The sequence below is a fragment of the Mesorhizobium sp. B3-1-8 genome, assembly GCF_006439495.1.
Taxonomy (GTDB): domain Bacteria; phylum Pseudomonadota; class Alphaproteobacteria; order Rhizobiales; family Rhizobiaceae; genus Mesorhizobium.
In genome coordinates this window covers 107,868-132,570 of the sequence record NZ_VFTK01000009.1, presented here as the reverse complement: position 1 = coordinate 132,570, position 24,703 = coordinate 107,868, and the positions used below count along the sequence as shown (strand labels likewise).

General features: G+C 62.0%; 24 protein-coding genes and 2 pseudogenes. 15 read left to right on the top strand and 11 right to left on the bottom strand.

Annotated elements, in window-relative coordinates; all coding sequences use genetic code 11:
• Positions 1-17: 17 nt before the first annotated feature.
• The 7 genes from FJ424_RS11010 to FJ424_RS10980 form a co-directional block, all read right to left on the bottom strand.
• The gene (locus tag FJ424_RS11010) at positions 18-1,712 is read right to left on the bottom strand and encodes a GMC oxidoreductase (RefSeq protein ID WP_140658936.1); all 1,695 of its coding nucleotides are present in this window, start codon (positions 1,710-1,712) and stop codon (positions 18-20) included.
• A gap of 14 nt (positions 1,713-1,726) precedes the next feature.
• Complete coding sequence (locus FJ424_RS11005; RefSeq protein WP_140658937.1) at positions 1,727-3,205, bottom strand: aldehyde dehydrogenase family protein; 1,479 nt, start codon at positions 3,203-3,205, stop codon at positions 1,727-1,729.
• Positions 3,206-3,305: 100 nt separating this feature from the next.
• Positions 3,306-4,163, bottom strand: a complete 858-nt coding sequence (locus tag FJ424_RS11000; RefSeq protein ID WP_140658938.1) for an amino acid ABC transporter ATP-binding protein — start codon at positions 4,161-4,163, stop codon at positions 3,306-3,308.
• On the bottom strand, positions 4,160-4,813 hold the full coding sequence (locus tag FJ424_RS10995) for an amino acid ABC transporter permease (protein ID WP_140658939.1): 654 nt from the start codon (positions 4,811-4,813) through the stop codon (positions 4,160-4,162). Before FJ424_RS10995 ends, FJ424_RS11000 begins: the two co-directional genes overlap by 4 nt.
• 74 nt (positions 4,814-4,887) lie before the next feature.
• A complete protein-coding gene (locus FJ424_RS10990) occupies positions 4,888-5,730 on the bottom strand; it encodes a transporter substrate-binding domain-containing protein (protein WP_140658940.1) in 843 nt (280 codons plus the stop codon).
• Positions 5,731-5,758: 28 nt separating this feature from the next.
• Positions 5,759-6,751, bottom strand: a complete 993-nt coding sequence (locus tag FJ424_RS10985) for a proline racemase family protein (protein WP_140658941.1) — start codon at positions 6,749-6,751, stop codon at positions 5,759-5,761.
• A gap of 3 nt (positions 6,752-6,754) precedes the next feature.
• Complete coding sequence (locus FJ424_RS10980) at positions 6,755-7,435, bottom strand: GntR family transcriptional regulator (RefSeq protein WP_140658942.1); 681 nt, start codon at positions 7,433-7,435, stop codon at positions 6,755-6,757.
• Between the two features lie 111 nt (positions 7,436-7,546).
• On the opposite strand from FJ424_RS10980, the gene FJ424_RS10975 reads away from it, so the two are divergent.
• Positions 7,547-8,977, top strand: coding sequence for an NAD-dependent succinate-semialdehyde dehydrogenase (locus tag FJ424_RS10975; protein ID WP_140658943.1), 1,431 nt, complete (start codon positions 7,547-7,549; stop codon positions 8,975-8,977).
• A 62-nt stretch (positions 8,978-9,039) separates the two neighbouring features.
• Here the strand turns inward: FJ424_RS10975 and FJ424_RS10970 are convergent, their stop codons facing one another.
• Positions 9,040-9,204, bottom strand: a complete 165-nt coding sequence (locus FJ424_RS10970; protein WP_246677212.1) for a hypothetical protein — start codon at positions 9,202-9,204, stop codon at positions 9,040-9,042.
• Positions 9,205-9,435: 231 nt separating this feature from the next.
• Complete coding sequence (locus FJ424_RS10965) at positions 9,436-10,344, bottom strand: LysR family transcriptional regulator (RefSeq protein ID WP_140658944.1); 909 nt, start codon at positions 10,342-10,344, stop codon at positions 9,436-9,438.
• A gap of 127 nt (positions 10,345-10,471) precedes the next feature.
• On the opposite strand from FJ424_RS10965, the gene FJ424_RS10960 reads away from it, so the two are divergent.
• The 6 genes and pseudogenes from FJ424_RS10960 to FJ424_RS33995 all read left to right on the top strand — a co-directional run.
• Complete coding sequence (locus tag FJ424_RS10960) at positions 10,472-11,119, top strand: HD domain-containing protein (protein ID WP_140658945.1); 648 nt, start codon at positions 10,472-10,474, stop codon at positions 11,117-11,119.
• 80 nt (positions 11,120-11,199) lie between these two features.
• A complete protein-coding gene (locus FJ424_RS10955; RefSeq protein WP_181182181.1) occupies positions 11,200-12,498 on the top strand; it encodes an extracellular solute-binding protein in 1,299 nt (432 codons plus the stop codon).
• Between the two features lie 35 nt (positions 12,499-12,533).
• Positions 12,534-13,382 carry a sugar ABC transporter permease gene (locus tag FJ424_RS10950; RefSeq protein WP_181183374.1) on the top strand — a complete coding sequence of 283 codons (849 nt, stop codon included), beginning with the start codon at positions 12,534-12,536 and terminating at the stop codon, positions 13,380-13,382.
• Entirely contained in the window at positions 13,379-14,170 is a 792-nt protein-coding gene (locus FJ424_RS10945) for a carbohydrate ABC transporter permease (RefSeq protein WP_140655786.1), read from the top strand. Before FJ424_RS10950 ends, FJ424_RS10945 begins: the two co-directional genes overlap by 4 nt.
• A 34-nt stretch (positions 14,171-14,204) precedes the next feature.
• The gene (locus tag FJ424_RS10940) at positions 14,205-14,972 is read left to right on the top strand and encodes an SDR family NAD(P)-dependent oxidoreductase (RefSeq protein WP_140655784.1); all 768 of its coding nucleotides are present in this window, start codon (positions 14,205-14,207) and stop codon (positions 14,970-14,972) included.
• 69 nt (positions 14,973-15,041) lie between these two features.
• A pseudogene (locus FJ424_RS33995) lies at positions 15,042-15,175 on the top strand (cupin domain-containing protein); the annotation flags it as partial.
• A gap of 352 nt (positions 15,176-15,527) precedes the next feature.
• Here FJ424_RS33995 and nhaA read toward each other — a convergent pair.
• A pseudogene (gene nhaA / locus FJ424_RS10930) lies at positions 15,528-16,713 on the bottom strand (Na+/H+ antiporter NhaA).
• A gap of 535 nt (positions 16,714-17,248) precedes the next feature.
• Here nhaA and FJ424_RS10925 point away from each other — a divergent pair.
• The 4 genes from FJ424_RS10925 to FJ424_RS10910 all read left to right on the top strand — a co-directional run bounded on the left by FJ424_RS10925 (position 17,249) and on the right by FJ424_RS10910 (position 19,900).
• The gene (locus FJ424_RS10925) at positions 17,249-17,674 is read left to right on the top strand and encodes a hypothetical protein (RefSeq protein WP_140655781.1); all 426 of its coding nucleotides are present in this window, start codon (positions 17,249-17,251) and stop codon (positions 17,672-17,674) included.
• A gap of 63 nt (positions 17,675-17,737) precedes the next feature.
• On the top strand, positions 17,738-17,983 hold the full coding sequence (locus FJ424_RS10920; RefSeq protein WP_140655778.1) for a DUF982 domain-containing protein: 246 nt from the start codon (positions 17,738-17,740) through the stop codon (positions 17,981-17,983).
• Between the two features lie 135 nt (positions 17,984-18,118).
• A complete protein-coding gene (locus tag FJ424_RS10915) occupies positions 18,119-18,679 on the top strand; it encodes an SH3 domain-containing protein (protein WP_140655775.1) in 561 nt (186 codons plus the stop codon).
• A 3-nt stretch (positions 18,680-18,682) separates the two neighbouring features.
• On the top strand, positions 18,683-19,900 hold the full coding sequence (locus tag FJ424_RS10910; RefSeq protein WP_246677211.1) for an FAD-binding domain: 1,218 nt from the start codon (positions 18,683-18,685) through the stop codon (positions 19,898-19,900).
• A 94-nt stretch (positions 19,901-19,994) separates the two neighbouring features.
• Here the strand turns inward: FJ424_RS10910 and FJ424_RS10905 are convergent, their stop codons facing one another.
• Positions 19,995-20,384, bottom strand: a complete 390-nt coding sequence (locus tag FJ424_RS10905) for an MAPEG family protein (RefSeq protein ID WP_140655773.1) — start codon at positions 20,382-20,384, stop codon at positions 19,995-19,997.
• Between the two features lie 556 nt (positions 20,385-20,940).
• On the opposite strand from FJ424_RS10905, the gene FJ424_RS10895 reads away from it, so the two are divergent.
• The 4 genes from FJ424_RS10895 to FJ424_RS10880 all read left to right on the top strand — a co-directional run bounded on the left by FJ424_RS10895 (position 20,941) and on the right by FJ424_RS10880 (position 24,701).
• Positions 20,941-21,372, top strand: a complete 432-nt coding sequence (locus tag FJ424_RS10895; RefSeq protein WP_140655770.1) for an ion channel — start codon at positions 20,941-20,943, stop codon at positions 21,370-21,372.
• A 233-nt stretch (positions 21,373-21,605) separates the two neighbouring features.
• The gene (locus FJ424_RS10890; protein ID WP_140655767.1) at positions 21,606-22,820 is read left to right on the top strand and encodes an NEW3 domain-containing protein; all 1,215 of its coding nucleotides are present in this window, start codon (positions 21,606-21,608) and stop codon (positions 22,818-22,820) included.
• Positions 22,817-23,758, top strand: coding sequence for an ABC transporter ATP-binding protein (locus tag FJ424_RS10885; RefSeq protein WP_140655764.1), 942 nt, complete (start codon positions 22,817-22,819; stop codon positions 23,756-23,758). Before FJ424_RS10890 ends, FJ424_RS10885 begins: the two co-directional genes overlap by 4 nt.
• On the top strand, positions 23,742-24,701 hold the full coding sequence (locus FJ424_RS10880; protein ID WP_140655762.1) for an ABC transporter permease: 960 nt from the start codon (positions 23,742-23,744) through the stop codon (positions 24,699-24,701). Before FJ424_RS10885 ends, FJ424_RS10880 begins: the two co-directional genes overlap by 17 nt.
• Positions 24,702-24,703 lie beyond the last annotated feature (2 nt).

The window sequence follows — 24,703 nt, the reverse complement described above, 5'->3', positions numbered from 1 at the left end:
AGAATTCGAGTCCTTTGCTATTGTCGGGAATTCAAAATCAGGTCCGCCGCTTTTTCGGCGATGGCGATGGTGGTGATGTTGGTGTTGGCGGCGACGATCGTCGGCATGACCGAGGCATCGACGACGCGCAGGCCCTGCACGCCGCGCACGCGGCATTCGGCGTCGAGCACGGCAAACGGATCGCCGTCGGCGCCCATCTTGCAGGTGCCCGAGACATGCCAGCCCGACCAGACGGACTGCTTGACCCAGTCGGCGATCAATTCCTCGTTGCCGAGCATCGCCTGGATGCGGTCGGTGGTGCCGAACTTGCGCCTGAGCAAGGTCTCGCGGAAGAACGGCGCGTAGTCGAACAGATAGGCGGCGGTCGCGGTCTTAACCCAGTTCGAAGCTTTGCGGACGCTGAGCGCGCGCGCCTCGTCGCTATAGCCGGCCAGGAACCAGGTGTTGACGTGCTGCTGGACATCGGGCGACTGCATGATCCTGCAAATGCGTTTGAAGCCGTCGACCAGGCGCATCAGGTCGCGGCCATCAGACGCCATGTTCAGATCGACGATCGGCTCATCGGTCTGCACGGCGGACTTCAACGTCACGGTGCCGCGCGAATAGGATTTGTTGACGCACACGTTGAGCGCGCCCATCGCCTTGCCGAGCGGATGCCATCCGGCGCGGTTGACCGGCATCAGCAGCATGTCGCCCGGGTGGCAGTCGGCATGGTTCGAGGAATACCGCACGCCGAGAAAAATGTGACGCCGCTGGCCGGGCTTGAGCCGCGCGGATTTCTTGAAATGCGCGCCGACGGCCAGATGCGGATGATCGGTCAGGTTCTCGCCGACGCCTGGGCGGTCGGCGACCACGTCGATACCCAGCCGCTTCAGCTGCGCCGCCGGCCCGATGCCGGCACGCAGCAGGATGGCCGGCGAATGCAAGGCGCCGGCCGACACGATGGTCTCGCCAGCGCTATAGACCTTCGTCTGGCCGGCGATCGTGACCCTGGCGCCGGTGATGCGCGTTCCCTCGGTCACCAGGCCTTCGACGAAAGCGTTGGCGAAGATATGCAGGTTCTTTCGCGCGCGCGCCTCGGCGTCGAGATAGCCGATCGCGGTCGAGACGCGGCGGTCGTTCTCGTTCGACAGCGGCAACGGGAACGAACCATCCTCGAAACTGCCGTTGTAGTCCGGCCGGTAGGGATACTCGCCTTCCGTCACCTTGAGGACGGACCTGGTGAAGCCGGCCCAATCTTCAGGGAAGACGCGGCGGATCGGAATACGGCCTGTCTTGTTGTGAAGCTCGCCATCGAAATCGAGGTCGCGCTCGAGCTTCTTGAGGTAGGGCAGCATGCCGTCCCATCCCCATCCCGGAAGACCGAGGCCTTGCCATTCGTCATAGTCGTGCGGCAGGCCGCGCACAGCGAACTGGCCGTTGATGCTGGAGCCGCCGCCCATCACCCTGGCCTGTTCGAGCTTGGCCGTCTTGACGACTTGCGCATTCTGCTTGGGCGAGCGGTTGAAGACGCGCAGTTCCGTCCAATGGTATTTCGGGTCGAAATAGGACAGGCCGGGGTAGCTGTCGGCGATCACCTCGGGAACATCGTCCGGAGGCGTGTCGGGCCCGGCCTCGAAAAGCGCCACCTCTTTGGTGCCGTTTTCCGAAAGACGGCTGGCAAGCACGGCTCCGGCCGAGCCGCCGCCGACAATGATGTAATCGAATTGCATGTGCTTGCGCTCGCTCAGGCGTAGTTGGCCCAGATGGCCTTTTGGCGCAGGAACGCCTCGATGCCGGCACGACCCATATCCTTGCCGAAGCCGGAGCCCTTGTAGCCACCGGCCGGGTAGGTGAACTCCGGGCCGCGTCCATGCTGGTTGATCCAGACCATGCCGGCCTCGATCGAATCCGCAGCCTTGAGCGCCTTCTTCAAATCCGTGGTGTGGACGCTGGCGGCGAGCCCGTAGACCGGATGCGCCGCCTGGGCGAGACCTTCCTCGAGATCGGCAAAGGTGCGCACCGTCAGCACCGGACCAAAAAACTCGTCCTTGAAACCGATATTGTCGTCGGAGACGTTTTCGAGAATGGTCGGCGCGTAGAAGCTGCCTTCGTTGCGGCCCTCCAGCACCGTGCCGCCGGTGATGACCGAGGCGCCCTCGCCGATGCTGGCGCGGACCATCGTATCGATACGCTCGAGCTGCTTGCGGCTGATGATCGGCGCGAAGGTCGTCGTCTCGTCCCAGGTCGGCCCTGCCTTGATCGCCTTGGTGCGAGCGGTGACACGTTCGACAAGCTGATCCGCGATCTTGTCCTCGACGATCAGCCGCGAACCGGCCGTGCAGACCTGGCCGGCATTGTCCATGAACGCCGCCGCGACACGCCCGGCCACCACATCGATATCGCCGGCATCGGCCAGCACCAGCTGCGGGCTCTTGCCGCCAAGCTCGAGCGTGACGGGTTTGATGCCGGACTGGGCGGCAAGCGTCATGATCGCCGCCCCTGTCTGCGTCGAACCGGTGAAGGAGATCTTCAGGATATCGGGATGGCGCACGATCGCTGCCCCTGTCGTGTGACCATAGCCGTTGACGACATTGAACAGACCGGCCGGGACGCCAGCTCTGGCCGCAAGTTCGGCCAGCGCCAGAAGGCTGTGCGGCGTCAGTTCCGAGGTCTTCATCACCACGGCATTGCCGGCGGCCAGCGCCGGCGCGAATTTCCAGGCCGCCGTGATCATCGGGAAATTCCAGGGAACGATCGCGCCGACAATGCCATAGGGCTCGTGCTTGACGATGCTCAGCGCATTCGCTTCGGTCGCGGTGACCGTGCCTTCGATCTTGTCGCAGAACTCGGCGTAGTAGCGCACGACACCGGCGGTGCGCACCGCGTCGCGGACAATGGTCATCGAGATCAGCCGGCTCGACCCCACCGCTTCCAGCTGGCCGAGATAGGCGGCATTCTCTTCGATCAGCGCCGCGAAGCGCATCAGCACGGCGGCGCGGTCGCGTGGCGCGATCTTCGCCCAACGGCTCTGCGCCAGCGCCGCTTTCGCGGCATCGACGGCTTGCTGCACAGCCGCCTCGCCGCCATCGGTGATCGTGCCCATGGGCTGAAGATCTGAAGGGCGCAGAACCTCGATCTCCGCGCCAGGCAGTTCAATGGACCGCCCACCGATATGATGGCCCTTGGGGACGGCGACCGTGGTGGGGTCGAAACTCAGCGTCATTGATATTTTCCTTCCGCGACCAGACCGAGAGGGTCCGCATGAACGGTGCGGTCCTTGCCGACGATGGCCACCTTGATGTTTTGCATGAAGCGGCGTGCCTTCAGCACGCCTTCTCGGCTTCACGCGCCTCGAGGAACGGCCGAAGCAGATCCGCCGATTCATGGAAGCGTCCGACAAAACTCTTCAGACGCGGATGTTCGGGATGCAGAAGCACCTTGGACGGCGGCCCCTGCTCCGCAATCAGACCCTGATCGAGAAACACCACCCGATCGGCGACCTCGAAGGCAAAGCCCAGCTCGTGGGTGACGATCACCATGGTCATGCCGCTCGTGGCCAGTTCGACCATCGCCTTCATGACCTCGCCGACCAGCTCGGGATCGAGCGCCGAGGTCGGCTCGTCGAACAGCATCACCTTCGGCTGCATGGCCATGGCTCTGGCGATCGCGACGCGCTGCTGCTGGCCGCCGGACAACTGGCGCGGATATTTTTCGACGTGCTGCGACAGCCCCATCAGGTCGAGAAGCTTCAGCGCCGTTTGACGAGCCTGCTCCTTCGGCTCCTTCTTGACGATCACCGGGCCTTCCATGACGTTTTCGAGCGCCGTCATGTGCGGGAAGAGATTGAACTGCTGGAAGACCATGCCGGTCTTGGAGCGGATGCGGTTGACCTCCTGCGCCGGTATCTGGGCGCCCTTGCCATCGGCCTGCCTTTCGAACAGCGCCTCGTCATCGATGACGATGCTGCCGCTGGTCGGCACGTTGAGCAGGTTGATGCAGCGCAGCAGCGAGGTCTTGCCCGATCCGCTGGCGCCGATCAGCACCACCACCTCGCCTTCGAAGACCGAGAGATCGATGCCGTTCAGCACGCGCTTGTCGCCGAATTTCAGGCAGATGCGATCCAGCCGCAAGACAGGTTTGTCGGTCTTGTCCGTGATGGCGCTTGCTTCGCCGGCGCTCATTTGAGGGCCCCGCTTCGTTCGAGTTTCCGGGACAGAAGAGTCAGCGGGATCAGGATGATCAGGAAGATGACGCCGACGGCGGTGTAAACTTCCATCGGCCGGTAGGTGAAGCTTGAGATGTAGCTTGCCTGATAGAGAAGGTCCGGGACCGTGATCATCGACAGCAGCGTGGTGTTCTTCATCTGGATGATCGACTGGCCGGCGAGCGGCGGGATCATCTTGCGAAACGCCTGCGGCAGGATGATCCTGCGCATGCGCTGGCCATAGGACATGCCGATGGCGGTCGCCGCATCGGTCTGGCCGGGATCGACCGACTGGACGCCGGCGCGCAGGATTTCGGCGTAGAAGGAGCCGACATAGCAGCTCAACCCGATGAAGCCGGCCCAGAATTTGGTGACGTTGATGCCGGCGAAGATCGGGAAAGCATAATAGACCCACAAGAGCGTGACGAGCAGCGGAATGTTGCGAAAGAACTCGACATAGATCTGGCCGAGGATGACCAGCGGCTTGAACGTGCTCAGCTGGATGAGCCCGATGAAAAGGCCGATCAGCATGCCAGCGCCGATGGTGATGACGGTGAAGTAGAGCGTCATCAGCAGGCCCTGCCAGAGCAGCCCGATATTGTTGGTTATGACTGTATAGTCGAACATGGCGTCCTCACTGGTTCGATGCACGTCCAGTGGCGGCCTGACCGCCGCACCAGGCGGCGGTCAGGCTATTGCGATCAGAAGGAGAAACCTGCCGGAAGGATCGACAGGTCGATGCCGCGGGCTTCCCAGGATCGGGCAAGCTTGCCCTGGGCGAGGCCGAGCGAACGCTCCTGCAGGATCCAGTTCGTCAGGAAGTTGATGAAGCCGGCATTGCCGGGCTTGCGGGCGACGGCAAGCGTTGCCGGATTGCGCAGGATCGGCTCGGGCAGCGAGACAGCGCCGATCTTCTGGTTGGTGATCTGCAGCGCATCGAAGATCGAAAGCACGACGCCATCGGCGCGGCCGGCCTGCAGTTCCATCAGCGCCAGGCCGCGATCTTCGACCGGCGTGATCTTGGCCTTCGGCAGCAGCGCCTCGGCGACGACCTGCATGGTGCTGCCCTTCTGGACGACGACGGTCTTGTCCGGCGAATTGAGCTCGGCCCAGGTCTTGACCGGCTTGCCGGGAGGCGTCAGCACCGCCCAGGCGTCGGTGAACAGCGGCTCCCACAGATAGTCGACGACCAGGCCGCGCTTCGGGTTCGGATTGACGCCGATGGCGATGTCGATCTTGTTGGACTGGAAGTCGGCGGCCAGATTGCCCCAAGTCGTCTCGACGGGCTCGAGCTTGACGCCGAGCTGGGTCGCGATCTCGCCCAGGAACTCGTAGTAGAAGCCGCTCCACTGGCCCGTGGCCGGATCCTTGATATAGCCCGGCTCCTCGCCGGTCATCACCGGGACCTTCAATACGCCGCTGGCGCGGATCTGGTCGATGACGGCGGATGGATTGTCGTCCGCGGAAGCCGCGATCGGCGCCGTGAGCAGGCCGAGGCCAATGGTCAAAGCGGCCATGAGCGTACGCATCACTGTGAATTTCATGTCATTCCCCTTCTGAGTTTCTTGGTGGTTACCGGGCTAGAAATCCCTTCGAGAGAGGGTCGCTCTTCTCGAAGTAGATCGTCTGGGTCGAGGTGATGAAGGCCGAGCCCTCGATCTCGATGATCATCGCCTCGCGACCTTGTTCCTCGACGCGCTGCCGCAGGCGCGCCTCGAACGGAATGCCGAAGATGTTCTTGGCATGGTAGGTCTGATCGGGACCGATCAGCCCCTTCTCGAGCAGATGGGTCAAGCGCGCCGACGTCCCCGTGCCGCAAGGCGAGCGGTCGAACTTGTTGGATTCCAGAACCAGAAAATGCGTCGCCGAATGCCCGCTGTCGGCCTCGTGGAACAGCACGCTTGGCGCGGCAGCACCCGCCAGCAGCGGCAGATCCTTTGTCGCCGCCTTGATCGCGTGCTTGATCCTGGCGCCGGCCTGCATCAGGGCAGACGCATTGTCCGGGATCAGCTTGAAGCCGAGCGGCGCGGCATCCACCAACGCGTACCACATGCCGGCATAGACGATCGCGGCATCGACCTTGCCTATGCCTTCGACAGAGACGCTCAGGTGCTCCAGTCCGACATAGCTCGGGACGTTGGCGATCCGCGCGCGGTCCAGCGAGCCGTCTTCGTTCCAGATCAGATGGACAGTCACGATGCCCGCCGGCGTTTCAAGCGTGAAGCTGTTGCCGGTTTCGACGGAGATCTGGCCGGTGAAGGCCAGCGTCCTGGCAAGGCCGATCGTGCCGTGGCCGCACATGTCGAGATAGACATAGGACGAAACGAAGAACGCGCCGTAGTCGGCGACATCCGAGGTGACCGGCACCAGACCGACCATGGCCGCATGGCCGCGCGGCTCATGCAGCAGCGCCGGGCGCAGATGATCGAAGCGCTGGCGGAAATCGTCGCGCTTCTCGCGCACGCTCGAACCGGAGAGTTTCGGAACGCCGCTCAGGATGACGCGCGTCGGGTGGCCGGCCGTGTGGGAATCGATGACGGCGAACGCTGACGAGAAGCTGGACACGAACTAGCCCTCTCCGAAGGCGTCGCGAATGCCGGCCCGCATGCTCTGCCAGATTTCCCGGATGAGGTTCTCGGTCATCGCCTTGGCGCTTTCGCCGTCACCGGCGGTGATCGCGTCATAGATACGGGCCGTGTCGTCGAGCGACAGCTGGATGATCTTCGGATCCTGCTCGTAGGCGTGATAGCGGTAGCGCAAGGCCTGCTTTTCCAGCCCGCCGAGCAGGCGCGTCAGCGTCTTGTTGCCGGCAAGATCGTAGGTCAGAAACGATCCGCGCACGTCAACGATGAAGAACTGCCGGGCATCGTTTCTGGACTGCGCCTCCTTCAGCTCGGACAGCAGTATCTTGAACTCGGCTTTCTTCGCGATGTCGGCGGATTCGGCGGCCTGTTTGGCGACCAATCCTTCCAACTCGATGCGGCACATATAGACCTCATCGAAATCGCGCTGCGACATCGGCGAGACCCAGATGCCGCGCCTGGCTTCGCGCATCACCAAGCCGTCGCGTTCCAAAAGCCGCAACGCCTCACGCACCGGCGACCGGCTGACGCCGTAGCGCTCGGCGACCATTTCCTCGGTCAACCGCTCCCGGGATTTGATGCGGCCGAAGATGATCTCTTCCTCGAGCATGTCGGCAAGATTCTCGGGGATGGCGACCGACAATTTCTGGATGCGCGCTAAAATCATGTCGACACCATACTGTATACAATGTACTGGTCAAGCCATCGCGGAAATTTTCTTGTGACGTGCAAACTGCCGGCGGCTTTTCGCGGACGCCGGGCTGGAAAGGGCCAGGACATGTATCCAGAGACGATCGAGTTGCTGATTGACGGCATGTGGTGCCAGGGGTCGGACGGCAAGTCCGAAACGCTGATCAATCCCGCCACCGAGGAGGCGCTGGCAACCGTGCCGCATGCCACACAGGCCGATCTCGACCGCGCGCTCGCCGCCTCCCTCAAAGGCTTCAAGCAGTGGAAGACGATGACCGCGATGCAACGCTGGGCGATCATGGACAAGGCCGCCGACCTGATCGAGCAGCGCAAGGACACCATCGCCCGTATCCTGACGATGGAGAACGGTAAAGCGCTGGCCGAGGCCACCGGCGAGGTGCAGTTCGCGGCCGACGCGACGCGCTGGTACGCGGAAGAAGGCAAGCGCGCCTATGGCCGCATCATCCCTGCCCGGCTGCCCGGCGTGCGGCAGATGGTGCTCAAGGAGCCGGTCGGCCCGGTCGTCGCCTTCGCCGCCTGGAATTTTCCGGCGAGCAATGTCATCCGCAAAATCTCAGGCGCGCTCGGCGCCGGATGCTCGATCATCCTGAAGCCGGCGGAGGAAACACCGGGAACCGCGGTCGCCATCGCCCGCTGCTTCCAGGATGCCGGACTTCCGGCAGGCGTGCTCAACATCGTGTTCGGCGAGCCTGCCAAGGTCTCGTCCTACCTGATCGCCTCGCCGATTCCGAAGAAGGTTTCGCTGACCGGCTCGACCGCGGTTGGCAAGCTGTTGCAGAAGCAGGCGGCGGACACGCTGAAGCGCTGCACCATGGAGTTGGGCGGCCACGCTCCTGTCATCGTTTATGAGGACGCCGATCTCGACAAAACGCTCGATACGGTCGTCGCCTTCAAGTTCCGCAATGCCGGCCAGGTGTGCACCTCGCCGACGCGCTTCTATGTGCATGAGGCTGTCTATGACCGCTTCATCGACGGGTTCGCCTCGCGCGCCGCGAAGCTCAAGGTCGGAGACGGCCTCGACACAAGCGTGCAGATGGGTCCGATGATCGCGCCCCGGCGGCTCGACGCCATGGACGGTTTCGTCAGCGATGCCGCGGCCAAGGGTGCGAGCGTCGTCACCGGCGGCACGCGGATCGGCAACAAGGGCTATTTCTACGCGCCGACATTGCTGAAGGACGTGCCGGACACGGCGCGTATCATGTCCGAAGAGCCGTTCGGGCCGATCGCGCCGACCACCAGCTTCTCGACCTTCGACGACATGATCGAGCGGGCGAACGCCCTGCCCTACGGCCTGGCTTCCTTCGTCTTCACCCGCAATCTCAGCCTGGCGCAGAAAACCGAGGCGGCGCTGGAAGCCGGCATGGTCGGCGTCAACCACATGATGGTGTCGACACCGGAGACGCCGTTCGGCGGCGTCAATGAGTCGGGCTATGGTTCGGAGAGCGGCATCGAGGGTCTCGACGCCTATCTGCGGACAAAGTTCGTGACCGAGATGTAGAGCCGCCTCAACAAGAATCAGTCGAGGGTCTCGTCCCGGACCGCATATGGTTCCGGCGTCGGTCACTCCTTGCGGTGCGCGTTGTGCGCCTTCATCATCACCGCCAGCGCAGGATCGTCCGCCTCCAGCGCGCCGATGGCTCCGTTCGTGTCGTAGAGGCGCTCGGCCATCTTGAACTTGGCTTCGAGGCGTTCGATCGGCAGGTCGAAGCCGATGATGTGCGGCAAGCGCCGCTCCATCAGGCTATCGCCGACGTGAGTGCCGGCAACGTCTCGGACGCGGACGTTGCGTCCTTCATGATGTGGTGAACTCCGACGCGTCAAAGCGAACGCGGCTACGAACCACACCGGCGACAATGGGGCCAGATCGGCCGGTAAGTTCCCTGCAACGGCACGAAGGGTCGCCTTGCGCTTCAAGAGTCGCGGGAAGCGGACCCGCACGAATACGCCCCAAGGGGTTCAGTAGACGATCTTCTCGATCAATTTGGTCTCGAGCATCACGTCGTGCCCGAGGTTGATGATCTCCTGCAGGAAGCTGTTGCCCTCTGCAAAACGGTAGGCGGCAAACATGCGCGAAGGATGCACTGGAAGGTCCGTGTCCATCCCGCAAATTTCGTTGGCGTCGATGGCGCTTTGGACAAGGAGGCGCGGCAGCAAGCTGACTCCCCGCCCGCCCTTCACCAGTTGCGCGGCGACGGTCGGGCTGCTGCAGCGGCATACCCGCGACGGCTCTAGGCCAGCCTGTCGGAACCAGTCCGTGATCTGCCGCCACATGGGCGCCGGGTGCGGATTGGTGATGATTGTAATTCCGTGCAGGTGGGTTGGGTGAAGGCGTGACGGCAGGCCGAAGTCCGGCGTGGCGACCCAGATCGCGGGCTGGATGCCCAGCGGTATCAGGGTCAGCTTCGGATCGCCGGAAGGGTTGATGGCAAAGACGATGTCGAGTCGCCGCTCAAGGAGGCCCAGTTCCAGGTCCGCGCTGGTGCGCACGACGAATTCAAGCTCCAACCCCGGATAGCGGCGCTCGATCTCCTTCATGAAAGCGGACAGGCATGCCAGGGCGAAGGTCTCGGTCGTGCCGACGCGAAGAATTCCGAAATCGAGTCCCTTCCCTCCCATCACCTGCCGGACGCGTCCGTATTCATCGATGACGGCTGCGACGCCCGGTACCAGCGCCTGGCCCTTCGGCGTCAGCGCCAAGCCGCGCCCGGCGCGCTCGAAGAGCAGGCCGCCGACCTCGGCCTCAAGCTGGTCGATGCGCAGCGAAACGGTGGGCGGTGCCACATGCAGATGGCGGGCCGCTTCTTTCAGCGAGCCCAAACGAGCCGTCCAGAAGAACGCCTCGAGCTGGATGAAGGTCGGGCGCATAGTTTTAGAATCCTGATTCCACCACACGAGAACTTTCAAATTGTTTTATTCAAGCAACGCGGTTTCAATCGGTCAACTGGCCAAGCGGGGGCATAAGGGGCCATCGACGGAGAGGAAATCAATCTGCATGGCGATCGACACTCAAAACGCGTCGGCCGACTTGCGTCGGGGCGTTCTGGAAGACCTTCCGGAATTGGACCTCATCGGCGACGCCACCCTGCGCGAACAGGCGATCGATGCTTGGGTCCTTTCGCTCAGCCAGTCCAGCTTCCGCCGCATTCGCGACATGCCTGGGGAAGCGGTGCCCGGCACGCTCATCCTGAAGGAAGGTGGGCAGGACCTGCATCTTCGCGGCGTGACGCTCGTCGCCCTTGGGATGGCCGATTATTTCATCAACGCGTTCGCGTCCGCCCGGATCGACCGCGACATCCTCATCGCCGGCGGCCTTTGCCATGACATCGGCAAGACCTTCGAGTGCGACCCGGAAAACCAGAGGCGCTGGAATGCCGATGCCAGCCATGCCGGCCGTCCATCCCTGCGCCATCCGATCTTCGGCGCTCACATCTGCCTGACGGCTGGCCTGCCGGAATCAGTGGCCCACATAGCCGCCTGCCATTCCGCCGAGGGCGACAATGTCCAGCGCAGCCTCGAATGCACCATCATTCGCGAAGCCGACGCGGCTTGGTGGCGTGTGGCGACCGGCGCCGGCCTCGTAAAGCCCGAAACGGTCACGGCGGAATTCGAGCGCATGTACGCGCAGAGGGCGCCGCGCTAAGGCCCGCGTGGCCGCAGCCCTGCAGGATTCGCTATCACGAAAGCATGCCAAGAACAGAAACGCATTGGAGGAGTGCAACAATGGTGAAAGAAAAGAACGCAACACAGTCGGGGATATCGCGCCGCAACGTGCTCAAGGGTACTGCGGCGCTCGCAGGCATGTCGGCTCTCGGCGCCTCGTTCCCGCTGCCGGCCATCGCCCAGAACAAGCCGATCAACGTCATGACCCTCAGTCAGGGCATTTTCGGCCAGCCCTTCGTCGACCTCGCGCCCGAGTTCACGAAAGCGACGGGCATCCCGGTCAACATGATCACCATGGGCTACAGCGAGGCGATCCAGAAGCAGGCCGCTGCCTTCGCCGCGCAGAGCGACGCCTATGACGTCGTCCAGGTCGATTCGGTCTTCATCAAGGGGTTCGCGAAAGCCGGCCACATCCAGCAGCTCGACGACCTTGTCCCGGCCAAGGAGCTGTCGGATTATTTCAGCGACATTCCTCAGACCTTCAGGGATATGTATTCCGACGATGGCAAGACCTACGGCCTGGCCACGATCGGCAACTGCCAGCGCTTCATCTACAACGAGGCGTATCTGAAGGACGCTGGCCTGTCAGCTCCACAGACCTGGGACGAGCTGCTGGCCGCCGCGCAGAAAGTGGTCAACCCGTCCAAGAACCGTTACGGCTTCATTGCCGGCACCGAGCGTCTGGTGAAAGCCTTCTCGGTCTGGCTTCCCATTTTCTGGGCGGATGGCGGAAAGGTTTTCGACGACCAGATGAAGCCCGCCTTCGGTGATCAGACAGGCCTGGACGCGCTGACCAGGCTGCTCGAGCTGGTCAAGACCATGCCGACCGGCGGCGCCGCCTATACCGAAGCCGACGAGGTCAAGGCCATGGCGAGCGGCCTGGGCGCCCTTGATCCGGTCGCCTGGATTCCAGATGCGATCACCACCGCCGACTCCACGGTTCAGGCCCAGCTCAAAAGCGCGGTTTCGCCGAAGGGCAAGGCTCGCCAGGCGCCGGTCATGGGCGGCCTTGGCCTTACCGTGTCGAAATACGGCAAGGATGTCTCGGCTGCCGCCCAGTACTGCGCCTGGTTCAACAGCCGAGACGTGCAGGCCAAGCTCCTTGTCCCCCATGGCGGCCAGCCCTGCCGCAACTCCGCCTGGGAGGCCAATGCCTCGGCAAAGCCGTGGTTCCCGGCCGTGGCCGAAAGCCTCAAGGTCGCCATGGTCCGTCCGCAGATTCCCGAATGGGGCGCTGTCGACAATGCTTGCGGGGTGCAGCTCAGCCGCGCTTTCGCCGGCGAGCTCGGGCCGAAGGAAGCGCTCGACGCCGCCGTGAAGGCCGTCGACGAGATCATGCGCGACGCCGGTTACTATTGATGCGCCTCTCCTCGCGGGGGACCGCGTTCCTTTTCGTGATCCCCAGCCTCGTCTGCCTGGCGGGAGTGATCGGCTATCCGCTAGCCAGGGCGATCGAGACCAGCTTCTACCGCTGGAACCTGATCTCAGGAACTCAGCGGTGGGCCGGCATCAAGAACTTCATCGACATCTTCCAGGATCCCGACACCGCCCAGGTCGCGGTGACCACCATGATCTACACGGCGCTGGCCGTCGGCATCGAGCTCTTCGCCGGCTATGCGCTGGCGATCGTTTTCCGTACGGCAATCAGGCGACGGTTGCGCGGCTTCCCGCTCATGCGCGTGATCCTGTGCGTGCCGCTGTTCATCGCGCCGTTGATATGGGCCTTCTATTTCCGCAGCATCTACAGCCCGAATTTCGGCGCCTTCAACTCCCTGCTTGAGTGGCTGGGCTTGCCTGCCATCCCCTGGGTCAACGATCCGAAATTCGCGCTCTATAGCCTCGTCGTCGCGGACGCCTGGCAGTGGACACCCTTTATGTTCGCAATCATCCTCGCCGGCATGCAGACCTTGCCGGGCGAGGTCGTCGAAGCCGCCAAGGTCGATGGCGCCAGCGCCTTCCAGATCCTTTATCTGATCGAGTTGCCGCTCTTGAAACCCATTCTTCTGGTGGCGGTGCTCTTGCGGCTGATCGATGCGCTCAAGAATATCGACCTGGTCATCGTCATCACCCAGGGCGGCCCGGGCACCAGTACCGAAATCCTCAACTACTACGCATACCGGACGAGCTTTCTCGACTTCCAGGTCGGCAAGGGTTCCGCCCTCGCCTTGATCGTCTTCGCGGTCATCATGGCGCTGGTGCTGATACTCCTCGGTGCGCTTCGCAAGAAGGCGACGGCGTCGTGAAGGGCAAAAGCACAACTCTCCTCTACGCCGTCGCGCTCGTCTCATGCGCCTTGACGATGTTTCCGCCGATCTGGGCGCTCTATGTCTCGGTCTCGGTGAATGTGGACGGTCGGTCGCGTTTCGGCTTCGACCACTTCGCCGAGGTCACCGCCGATCCGCAGTTCTGGCTGTCGATGTGGAACTCCTTCGCCGCCGCCAGCCTCAGCACGGCCGTGTCGATCGTGCTGGGCGTCATGGCCGCCTACGGCATGACCCGCTTCAAGGTCAATTATGATCGCCTAGCGCTTTTCGTCCTTGCCATGCGGATGATGCCGAGCATCGTTCTGATCATCCCGTTTTACATTCTCTACCGGCAGATCGGCTTTCTGGACAATGTGGTGGGCCTCGCGGTCACCTATCTCACCTTCTCCCTGCCATTCGCCGTCTGGATGATCCGCGGCTTCTTCGCAGCCATCCCGCACGAGATCGACGAGGCTGCAACACTCGACGGCGCGAATGCCTGGGCAACGCTGCGGCTCGTGATCCTGCCTCTATCCTTGGCTCCCATCCTGACGACGGCAGTGCTCATCTTCTGCTTCTGCTGGAACGAATTCCTGTTCGCCCTGGTGCTCACCGACAGCCACGCTCTCACCTTTCTGCCCATGCTGACGCGATACGTGCCGCCGCAGGGGCCGCTATACGGCCAGATCTTCGCCGGCTCGACCATCTACTTCGCCATACCCATCGTCGCGCTCACCCTAATCCGCCGCCACCTCGAGGGCAGCTTCGCCTCGGGCAGCCTCAAGTAGAAGCTTCGGGTCAACTCTTATCGGAAAGCGCGTCATGCCTCTTCTCCAAGATCGAAACTGCGTCATCACCGGCGGCTGCGGCAGCGTCGGCCTCGCTTCGGCCCGCCGCTTCCTCTCGGAAGGCGCTCGCGTCATGCTTGTCGACCTCGACGTCAACCAGCTTACGACCGCCAAGGCCCAGTTCTCATCTGATCGCGTCGCCACCTTCGCCGCCGATGTCTCGGGTGCCGCCGCCACGCGTGCCTATGTCGAGGCGGCCGTCGCCGAATGGGGACCTATCGACGTCCTGTTCTCCAATGCCGGGAACCATGGTCATATCGGCCTGCTGGAGACCTATGACGAGGACGCTTTCGACCGCACATACGCCATCCACGTCAGGGGCGCCTTCCTTGCAGCCAAATACGGCGCGCCGCACATGCGCGACGGCGGCAGCTTCATCGTCACATCGAGCCTGGCGGGACTGCATGGCGGTGAAGGCTCGGACAAGAACATCGCCTACACCACCTTCAAGCATGCCCAGACAGGTCTGGTCCGGGCACTGTCGCGAGCGCTGGCGCCGCGCGGCATCCGCGTCAACTCGCTCAATCCCGGACCGATCGGCAATGCATTCCAGGCGGATATCGAGGCAAGACTGGGGGCGATGACCGGCGGCGACCTTACTGCCGCCATCGACAGGGCGATCCCGCTAGGCCGTCATGCGAAACCGGAGGAAGTGGCGGATGTCGCGCTTTTTCTGGCCTCTTCGCTGGCGGGTTTCGTCACGGGCCAGGTTCACGTCGTCGACGGCGGCCTTGGCAGCTGAGACGGCAAGGAACGACGATTGTGGAATGGGATCCCATCATCATCGGCGCCGGTTGAACGAGGCCCGTTTTCTCCGCCTGGCCACGAGAATTATTTCGAAGAGTTCGCAAAACTCGCGGCGCAGGGTGCCCCGGATGCAAAAGCACTCGCCGATCTGCGAAACGCTACGACACAGATCAGCTCTCGACTTTGACGCGCACGTAAGCGTTTGTAAGGCCACGTAAGGGTATAATTGCGATCTCCGACGTCGACTCTTAGCAAGCCGTTAAGCTGAACTTTATGGCCAAGTTTGAGGCGAGAGTTGCCATCGGTAGAAAATTAATGCGATTGGTAAGTGGCTGGATCAACTTCTTGAATCGACTTCGGCGAACTGCTTCGTAACCTATCGATAAACAACGATTGTGTTAGTCGCTGAGGGTCATCGTTTTCGACCGGAAATCAATACGTTAGCGCGTGGTTCGCCAACCCATTTCCCCGTATTCTCTCGTATAGTCTGGCGAACCTAAAGACCAGCAAAAGGATTAGTTTTCGGCGCGGGCGACATTGAGCCACGGCTCTAAGAGAGGTGAGATGAGCATCGCGGTCTCGGTGCTGAGATTGACAATAGGACAGCCGAGCCGAGTAGCGCTGCGACCAGCGAGCCCGCGAGGATACCGACCTTGACCGCATCCTGCAGCGCCGCGTTGCCGGCGAAGGCAAGCAGGCCGATGAACAGGCTCATGGTGAAGCCGATGCCGCAGAGCAGCGAAATGCCCACCATATGCATCCAGCCGGCATTGACCGGCAGGTCGGCGAGGCCGAACCTTATGGCCAGAGCCGAGGAGCCGAAGACGCCGACCAGCTTGCCGAGCACCAGGCCGGGCGACGCCGAGCGTCAGCGGCTCGACAAGGGCCGCAAAGCTCAGGCCGCCGAGCGAGACGCCGGCATTGGCGAAGCCGAAGATCGGGATGACGAGGAAGGGCACGAGCTTGTGCAGGCCGTGTTCCAGCCGGTGCAGCGGCGAATGCTCGAGATCGTGGCTGATGCCCGGAGAGCGTTCGAGCGGGATGGTGAGCGCCAGCGCCACACCGGCGAGCGTGGCGTGCACGCCCGACTTCAGCACCAGCACCCACAGCAGCGCGCCGAGCAGCAGATACGGCCAGAGCTTCATGGCCCGCATGCGGTTGAGCACGACCAGCAAGGCGATGACGACAAAGGCGGCGGCCAGATAGGCGAGCGACAGGCCGCTGGTGTAGAACAGCGCGATGATGATGACGGCGCCGAGGTCGTCGATGATGGCGAGAGCGGTGAGGAAGACCTTCAGCGAGGCCGGCACGCGGCTGCCGAGCAGCGAAAGCACGCCGAGCGCGAAGGCGATGTCGGTGGCGGTCGGGATCGCCCAGCCGGAAAGCGCGGCCGTGTTGTCGCGATTGACGGCGACGTAGACCAGCGCCGGAACCAGCATGCCGCCGGCGGCGGCGATGCCGGGCAGCACCCGGCGCGGCCAGGTCGAGAGCTGACCATCCAGCATCTCGCGCTTGATCTCCAGCCCGACCAGCAGGAAGAACACCGCCATCAGCCCGTCATTGATCCAGTGCGAGACGCTGAGCGGTCCGAGATAGGCGTGCAGGACGGCGAAATAGGTTGTGGCCAAAGGCGAGTTGGCGACGATCAGCGCAAGGGCTGCAGCCACCATCAGGATGATGTCGCCAGCGGCCTCGCCGTCGAGGAATTCGCGCAGGATCGATTTCAGCTTTCGCATCGCCACGCCCCCTATGAAAAACGGTTCTATCGTTCTCCGTAGTCGGACCGAGATCCGGGCGCACGCAGCACACGCCGAGCCAATCACATAATCATGCCACCCCGGAAAACAAGCCGCTTCAAACTCGGCCTCAGAACCCGACCGCAAAGGTTCTTGCCTTCATGGAAGTGACCACCTCGGCACCGTAGCGATCACATGATTGCGACTGGCTGGAATAGTTTCCGACCCAGTTTGGTATATGCAGCATCGAGGTGAAGTTTGTCCGCACTCATTATTTTGGAGAATTTCCGGGCGCTCAAGCACAGCCTCTCAGCCGCTAGAGTGCGGGTGAGGAGTGCGAGCGTTCGGGTATCGGCGCCAGCATGGTCGCGACCGAAAATTCTGCCGATCGGACCCGGCCTTCCTTTGTCTCGTCTCTTCGACTGGGTCACCCCTGCAGAGATGGCCTCAATCATGTCGATCGACCGGCCGCTGTCGGCTGGAAAAGCAAATCAACCTGAAAAAACAAGCAGCATACCTGAAAAGGGAGGAAACAATGGCCGCTGATCAGTCACTTTCGCAACGGTTCGACGAATATCAGCCCTCAAAAACACTCTGGTTTTGGTCGGTAGCAGGCGCCGTGGTGCTGACGATGATTGTCGGCTTCACGGCCGGCGGTTGGATCACTGCGGGCACAGCGGCAGAAATGGCAAAGACTTCCGCCATCAAGGCCAAGGCTGAGCTGGCAGCCAATCTGTGTGTCGAGAAGTTCATCACCGCGTCGAACGCCAGCGATAACCTGGCCAAGCTGAAGGGAACGTCTTCCTATCAGAGGGACAGCTTCATCAGCGATGGCGGGTGGGTGAAACTGGCTGGTTTAAAGAGGGATGTGCCCGGTGCCGCGGATCTATGTGCGGATAAATTGTCAGCGATGGACACGATCCCGGCGAATAGCGCGGCTCAGGAGAACACTAAGAGCTGAATGGCGTTGATGTCAGCGCGGCGAGACGAGTGTTCGCTGGCTATTCATGATGGAGGCGCAGGCATGTATGAAGCATGGTTTTCACGGCCGGTGCCGGTGGCGACCGGCATATCTGGCGATATTAAGAATCTCTCCAACGCCAATCAAGCGGTCGACTTGTTGACCAAGCACTGGCGCAGCGCGGGAAGTCAGAAGCATCAGGCCGCGTTGCGTGCCTGCCGCCAGGCCATGAACGGTGGCATTGGAGCTGATGTCGCCCGGGACGCATTGGTCGACGCGGCCCGAGAAGCCCACATGCTCGTAGAATAGAATGCTGCAATCGAACACCCGTATCCTCGGAGACAGGTGCGTGGCTGTAGCAATGTCCCTTTTTCCATGGGGACTTCTACCGACTCAGTTCTCACGCGGAGCGATGCCTCTCACCATGTTCGCGGGTGGATGCCCATGAAATCCGAAGCCGCGATTGGCTTTTTCACCGCCCGCAGAACCGTCAGGCGTCACTTGTATATTATGTTGGCCAGTGCCGTTCTTACAGCCTCATTGCTCGCGACGCCGGCAACGACCACAGGGCTGCGCGCGGAGGTCGGACCTCTGCCCCTGCCTCGCTTTGTCTCGTTGAAAGCGTCGACCGCAAATCTGCGGGTTGGGCCGGGGGCCAGCTTCGATATTGAATGGATCTTTGTGCGGCCGGGGATCCCCCTCGAGATCTACCAGCAATATGGCAATTGGCGTCGGGTAAGGGATTGGGAGGGGACCAGCGGATGGATCTATGGGTCACTCCTGTCTGGGAAAAGGACCGGCATCGTCGCGCCCTGGAACAATGACAATGTTCCGCTGCGCACGAGGCCGACGATCGATAGCTCCATAACCGCTTGGCTTGCCCCTCGCGTCGAAGTCAAACTGAAGCGGTGCGACGGGCAATGGTGCGCGGCGACGTCGGGCTCAACCAACGGCTTCATCAAACAAGTCCGCTTGTGGGGCGTATATCCCGGCGAAGTGTTGTAGGCGATGGCGCAATTCAACATGGCCAACCGAACCGTGCTGATTTCCGGTGGAGGGATAGCGGGACCTACACTTGCCTTTTGGCTCAAGGCCGGCGGGTTCCAGCCGACCTTGATCGAACAGGCGCCTCGTCTGCGAACCGGAGGTTACGTCATCGATTTCTGGGGTCTTGGCTATTGGATCGCAGAGAAGATGGGCCTCGAGGCAGACATCAATCACGTTGGATACCATGTCCGCGAGATGTGCATCGTCAACGGCAGCGGAAAGCGCGTCGCAGGCTTTGGCACGAACGTCTTTGGCGAGTTGACCAACAACCGCTACGTGACGCTCGGACGAAGCGACCTGTCGCGTCTGCTCTTCGAAAAAATCAAAGACACAACTGAGGTCTTTTTCGACAATGAAATCACAGGGCTCGACGAACAGGCGGAAGGCGTCTGCGTTCTATTGAAAAATGGAGATGAGCGCGCATTCGATTTGGTGATCGGCGCCGATGGCTTGCATTCGGGCGTTCGGCGGCTGGCGTTCGGGCCTCAGGATCAGTTCGAGAAGAAACTCGGCTACGCGGTCGCGGCATTCGAGGTCGAAGGCTATAGGCCACGCGATGAGGACGTCTATCTGATGTATGGGCAGCCGGGACGGATGGTCGGCCGCTTCACTATGCATCACAACCGCACGCTTTTCCTGTTCGTCTTTACCGTCGATCGCGACCCTTTGCCAACCGCGCTGGGCCAGCAAAAGGCAATGCTGCGGAAAAAATACAAAGATGGCAGGTGGGAATGTCCTCGCATTCTCGCGGAACTGGACCGTACGGCGGAACTCTATTTCGATAGCGTCAGCCAGGTCATGATGAACACCTGGTCTCGAGGCCGCCTAGCCCTTACCGGTGATGCCGCATTTTGCGTTTCCCTTCTGGCGGGACAGGGTTCAGCCCTGGCGATGATTTCCGCCTACGTGCTGGCGGGCGAGCTGTTGAAAGCTGACGGACGGCATCAGGAGGCCTTTTTCCGTTACGAAACCTTCTTGCGGGACTACATCCGTACAAAGCAGCAAGGCGCAGCGCGGTTCGCGGCCGCGTTGGCACCTCGGACACAGTTCGGGCTGCTGTTCCGCAACCTAGTTACAAATGCATTCGCCGTGCCTGGTCTGGCGCGCCTGGCGATTGGGAAGGAAATTACCGATGCCGCACGGCTACCTGATTATCGATGGCCATCCCTCCCGATCTGACGATGACAAATCGCAGCCGGGCCAAGCACGACGTTGAATGTAGATGCTGTCAGTACCGCCGGATCTGATGAGGCAACCGATTTCGTGGGCTCGATCAAACAAACACGTCGGCGACGATGAAAACGATGCCGACCCATGCGGCGACCCAACATATAGGCCGCACGCCCGCGGGAGCGAAGGCGTATGCGGGAACGTAAACGAGCCGGGCGATGACGAAGAGCCAAGCTCCAACGACAGAGAGCGAACCTGCCGCATGAGCTGCGTGAGCCAGAAACAGCGCGGCGACGAACTGCGGAAAGATCTCAAGGAGGTTGTGATGAGCTCGAACGAAGCGGCCGCTGATGCCAGTTACCTGACGCTGTTCATCACGCGGTCCCGCGACCCAAACTCCCCCAAGCTGACGCAGCGTTAGAACGCTGGCGATTGTGAGCTGGACGCTCGCAAGCAATAAGGCCGCAAGCAAGGCCCAGAGATCGCCCGTCATCACCGCCGCGTCCAAATATGCAAAGCTGACGCTAGGCCTGCCAATCTGCCAGCGCTTCTCCTGATGCTACATGATGCGGCTTGCGATCTGTAGATCAGCCCCGGTTCGACGATCCATTCACCGGGAAAGAGCGCTTGGACATCGTAGCGCCCATCCGGCAGTCGTGACGCCAGGCCAACGTCGCGGTAGCGGATGCCTGTAGAATCCACGACGGTGGAGAAGATGGGTCTATCGGCAAGATAGCCGACAACAACACTTCCCCTCTCAGATTGCGGAGTGGCCGGTGCGGCAATCTGAAGAATGTAGTATTCGATCGGAACGCTTCTGGTGCCTACACGCATCAGCCAATCCCTCGCACGAGGAACGCAGTGGCTAGTATGCTCTCACAGGTGCAAGAAATGCAATGAATTGGCCGCGAAGCGCAATCTGCGGACGAGTATTTCGGCTCGCAGAACGCCTCGCCATCGTTCAGCCCATTTGCGCGCAATCATGGCGAACTTCGACAAGCTCAAAAGCGGTTTCCGCGAGCTATCCAAATCGCTGCCAGACAGATCCCATGAATATGCTGATCGCCATTACCTTGACCTTTGTCGCGGTCATGGGGTCGTCCGCCTTGCACTATGAGGCAATACAGCGTCTCGACAGGTTGGCCCGCAAGTCGGCTGGAGCCTACCCGGCGCTGCTCTTTGTCATTTGCGGACTGGTCGGCCTTCACCTTCTGGAAATCGGGATCTACGCCGCAATCTTTCACCTCGCGGACCGCACGCTTGCTCTCGGCGATTTCGACGGCAAGGCCTTCCCGTCGAACATGGACTATTTCTACTATGCGGCAGAGGCCTACGCCTCTCTCGGCTACAACAACGTCATACCGATCGGCGAGATGCGACTCGTCACGTCCATAGCACCGTTGAACGGACTGCTGCTCCTGACCTGGTCAGGCTCGTTCCTCTTCTCGCTGGTGGAGGATTGGCGAGGGAAGGGAAAATAGCGCGACGGTTGCGCAACGTCCCTGTCATTCCCATGGGGCGGCCCTGTTCTGTCCGAGATCGACAGCGGTCGCAATCACGCACAATTACAATAAGGAACAAATTCGTGAACGTGGAGCGACCAGGTGAAAGTCGCCCAACTCGCGCCACATTGGAGGCTCCCCATCCTTCCAGCGCAAAGTCGCCAAAGCTTTGCAAGACCACGATAATTTTCATATGAGAGCGGGAGGTATCCATGATTCCTGCGCGTATTCGTGCGCCCTTTTCACACCCGATCTATCTCGCCACAGCCCTGATAGCAGTCGGCCTCGCATCAACCGCACATCAGGCATACGCGCAGACCGCCGCGAGTGTGGCGAGCCCGGCGCCGACCGGCTTGTGGCTGACCACCCCGTATCCGGAATTCTCGGCCCAGGCCGGCAAGAGCGTCAGCGTGCCCTTGAGGCTGGCCAACCGCGGACTGCCGCCTCAACGGGTGGAGCTCGGAATCGATGGGCTGCCGACTGGCTGGAAATGGGAGATCGACGGCGGTGGCAAACCCGTCGGTGCTGCGATAGCCGGAGCCGACAGTACCGTGGATCTCACGCTGAAGCTCACCCCGCCGACGGGTGACGTCGGCAAAGCCGTGAACTTCGCCGTGTCCGGCAAGGCCTCCACGGACGCTCTGAAATTGCCGATGGAGATGACGCTCGCCAAGACGGAGCCGGCGAAGCTGACGCTGGAGCCCAAGCTCCCGGCGCTGCGCGGCACCGCCAAATCGGCTTTCGACTTCCAGGTCGATATCAACAACGATGGCCAGGAGGATTCGACCGTCAACCTGCTCTCGAAGGCGCCGCCCGGCTTCCAGGTGACCTTCAAGCAGGGCTATGGCTCTCAGGAACTGACCAGCCTGCCGCTAAAGGCGGGGGAATCGAAAACGCTCTCGGTCAGCGTCCAGCCGCCGGACAACGCCCAGGCGGGTCAGTATCCAGTGGCCGTCGCCGCAAGCGGCGGCAACGCCAGCGCCGACACCAAACTGCTGCTCGACATCACGGGCAGGCCGTCGGTGTCTCTTGCAGGTCCGCAGGGCCGGCTGTCCGGCGATGCCACGGCGGGTCAGGAGCGCACCTTCACATTCACCCTTTCGAACAGCGGCTCGGCCCCGGCCCGCGACGTCAAGCTTTCGGCGAGCCCGCCATCCGGCTGGAAGGTTGCGTTCAATCCCGAGAAGGTGGATGAGATCGCACCGGGCGGGACATCCGACGTCGGCGTCTCGATGACGCCTTCCACGCAGGCGATCGCCGGCGACTATATGGTCTCGGTCCGAGCAAACGGTGACGGCGCATCCGACAATGCCGATTTCCGCGTGACGGTGCGGACATCCACTCTGTGGGGCGTGACCGGCCTTGGCGTGATCGGCGCTTCCGCCTTGATGCTCGCTTTTGCCATAACGCGGTATGGACGGCGATGAGCCCGGTCATCGAAGCGCACGGCCTTCTCAAGCGCTACGGTCGATTTCCGGCGGTCGACGGCATCGATCTCACCATCGAGAAGGGCGAAGTGTTCGGCCTGCTCGGTCCGAATGGTTCGGGAAAGACCACCACGATCCTCTTGCTTCTCGGTCTCACGGAACCAACCGCCGGCTCGATCCGCGTTCTGGGACTCGATCCGTTGCGCCAACCGCTGACAGTCAAGCGTCAGGTCGGTTACCTGCCGGACCAGATCGGTTTCTATGATCATCTGACCGCATGGGAAAATCTCGCCTACACGGCAAGGCTTGCGGGTTTGGTGACCGGCGAGGCTGACGGGCGCATCGCTGGCGCCTTGAGGCGAGTGCGGCTTGCAGAGGTCGCCGATCGCCGCGTCGCGACCTTCTCACGCGGCATGCGCCAGCGGCTCGGGCTAGCCGAGGTGCTGGTCAAACAAGCCGAGATCGCCATTCTTGACGAGCCGACGTCCGGCCTTGATCCGCAAGCGACACAGGAACTGTTGGAGTTGATCCGTGAGTTGGCGGACGAGGGCGTGACGTTCGTGCTCTCGTCCCATCAGCTCGCGATGATGCAGACGATCTGCAGCAGGGTCGCGCTGTTCCGCAAGGGCCAAGTCGGCCTCATCGGCCGGGTCGAGGATCTCACCTCGGACATCCTCGGCAGCACGCACACGGTCGAGGTTGAAGTCGAAAACACTGATCTGTCGAAGGTGCTTGCCGGGGTCCCGCACATATCGGGCCTGAGGCCTCTCAAGAAGGGACGCTGGCGTGTCGATGCCGACGCCGATGTCAGGGCCGATATCGCTCGCCATGTCGTTAAAGCCGACGGCGCCCTTCGTTCCATGACCATCCGTCAGGCTACGCTCGACGAAGTCTATGTCCGCTTCTTCGAAGGAGAGAACCATGATGTCGCGGCGTGAAGGCTCGCCATTTGCAGGGCTGTCGACGATCGCGCTCAAGGAAGCGGCCGATCATATGAACAGCATCCGCATCCATCTGGTGATGGTTCTGGTGCTGCTCACGGCGATCGGCTCGGTCTATGCCGCGATCGGCCAGATCAAGGCCACAATCGGTGAGGACCAGTTCCTGTTCCTGCGCCTGTTCACCACTGCGCAGCAACCATTGCCGTCCTTCGTGTTCTTCCTCGGCTTCCTGGTGCCTCTGGTCGCTATCGCGCTTGGCTTCGACGCCATCAATGGCGAATACAATCGCCGCACGCTGTCGCGTATCCTCTCGCAGCCGATCTATCGCGACGCACTTCTTACGGGCAAGTTCCTGGGCGGGCTACTGGTCATCGCCATCTGCCTGCTGGCTCTGTGGCTGCTGGTCACTGGCCTGGGGATGCTGCTGCTGGGGCTGCCACCCAGCGGTGAGGAGATCGCCCGCGGCCTTGCTTTTCTCTTCGCCTCTTTCGTTTACGCCGGCGTCTGGCTGGCGGTGGCCATGGCCTTCTCCACAATCGTCAAATCGCCGGCAACGTCGGCGCTTTGCGCGCTCACGGCGTGGCTGCTGTTCACGGTTTTTTGGCCGATGCTGGCACCGCTGATCGCAGGCGCGGTCGCGCCGATCGACCCGCTCGATCCGATGACGGCGGTTCATCAGATCGACGTTCAGCAGGCCATTGCCCGCATCTCGCCCAACACCCTTTACGGAGAGACCACGCTGGCCCTGCTCAATCCGGCAACGCGCTCGCTTGGCCTGCTTTTTACCGATCAATTGAGCGGGGCACTGATGGGCGCGCCCCTGCCCTTCTCGCTCAGCGTGGCGCTTATCTGGCCGCAACTCGCTGGCATGATCGCGGCCCTTCTGGTGTTGTTCACCATCGCCTATGTCTCGTTCCAGCGACAAGAGATACGGGCGTAAAA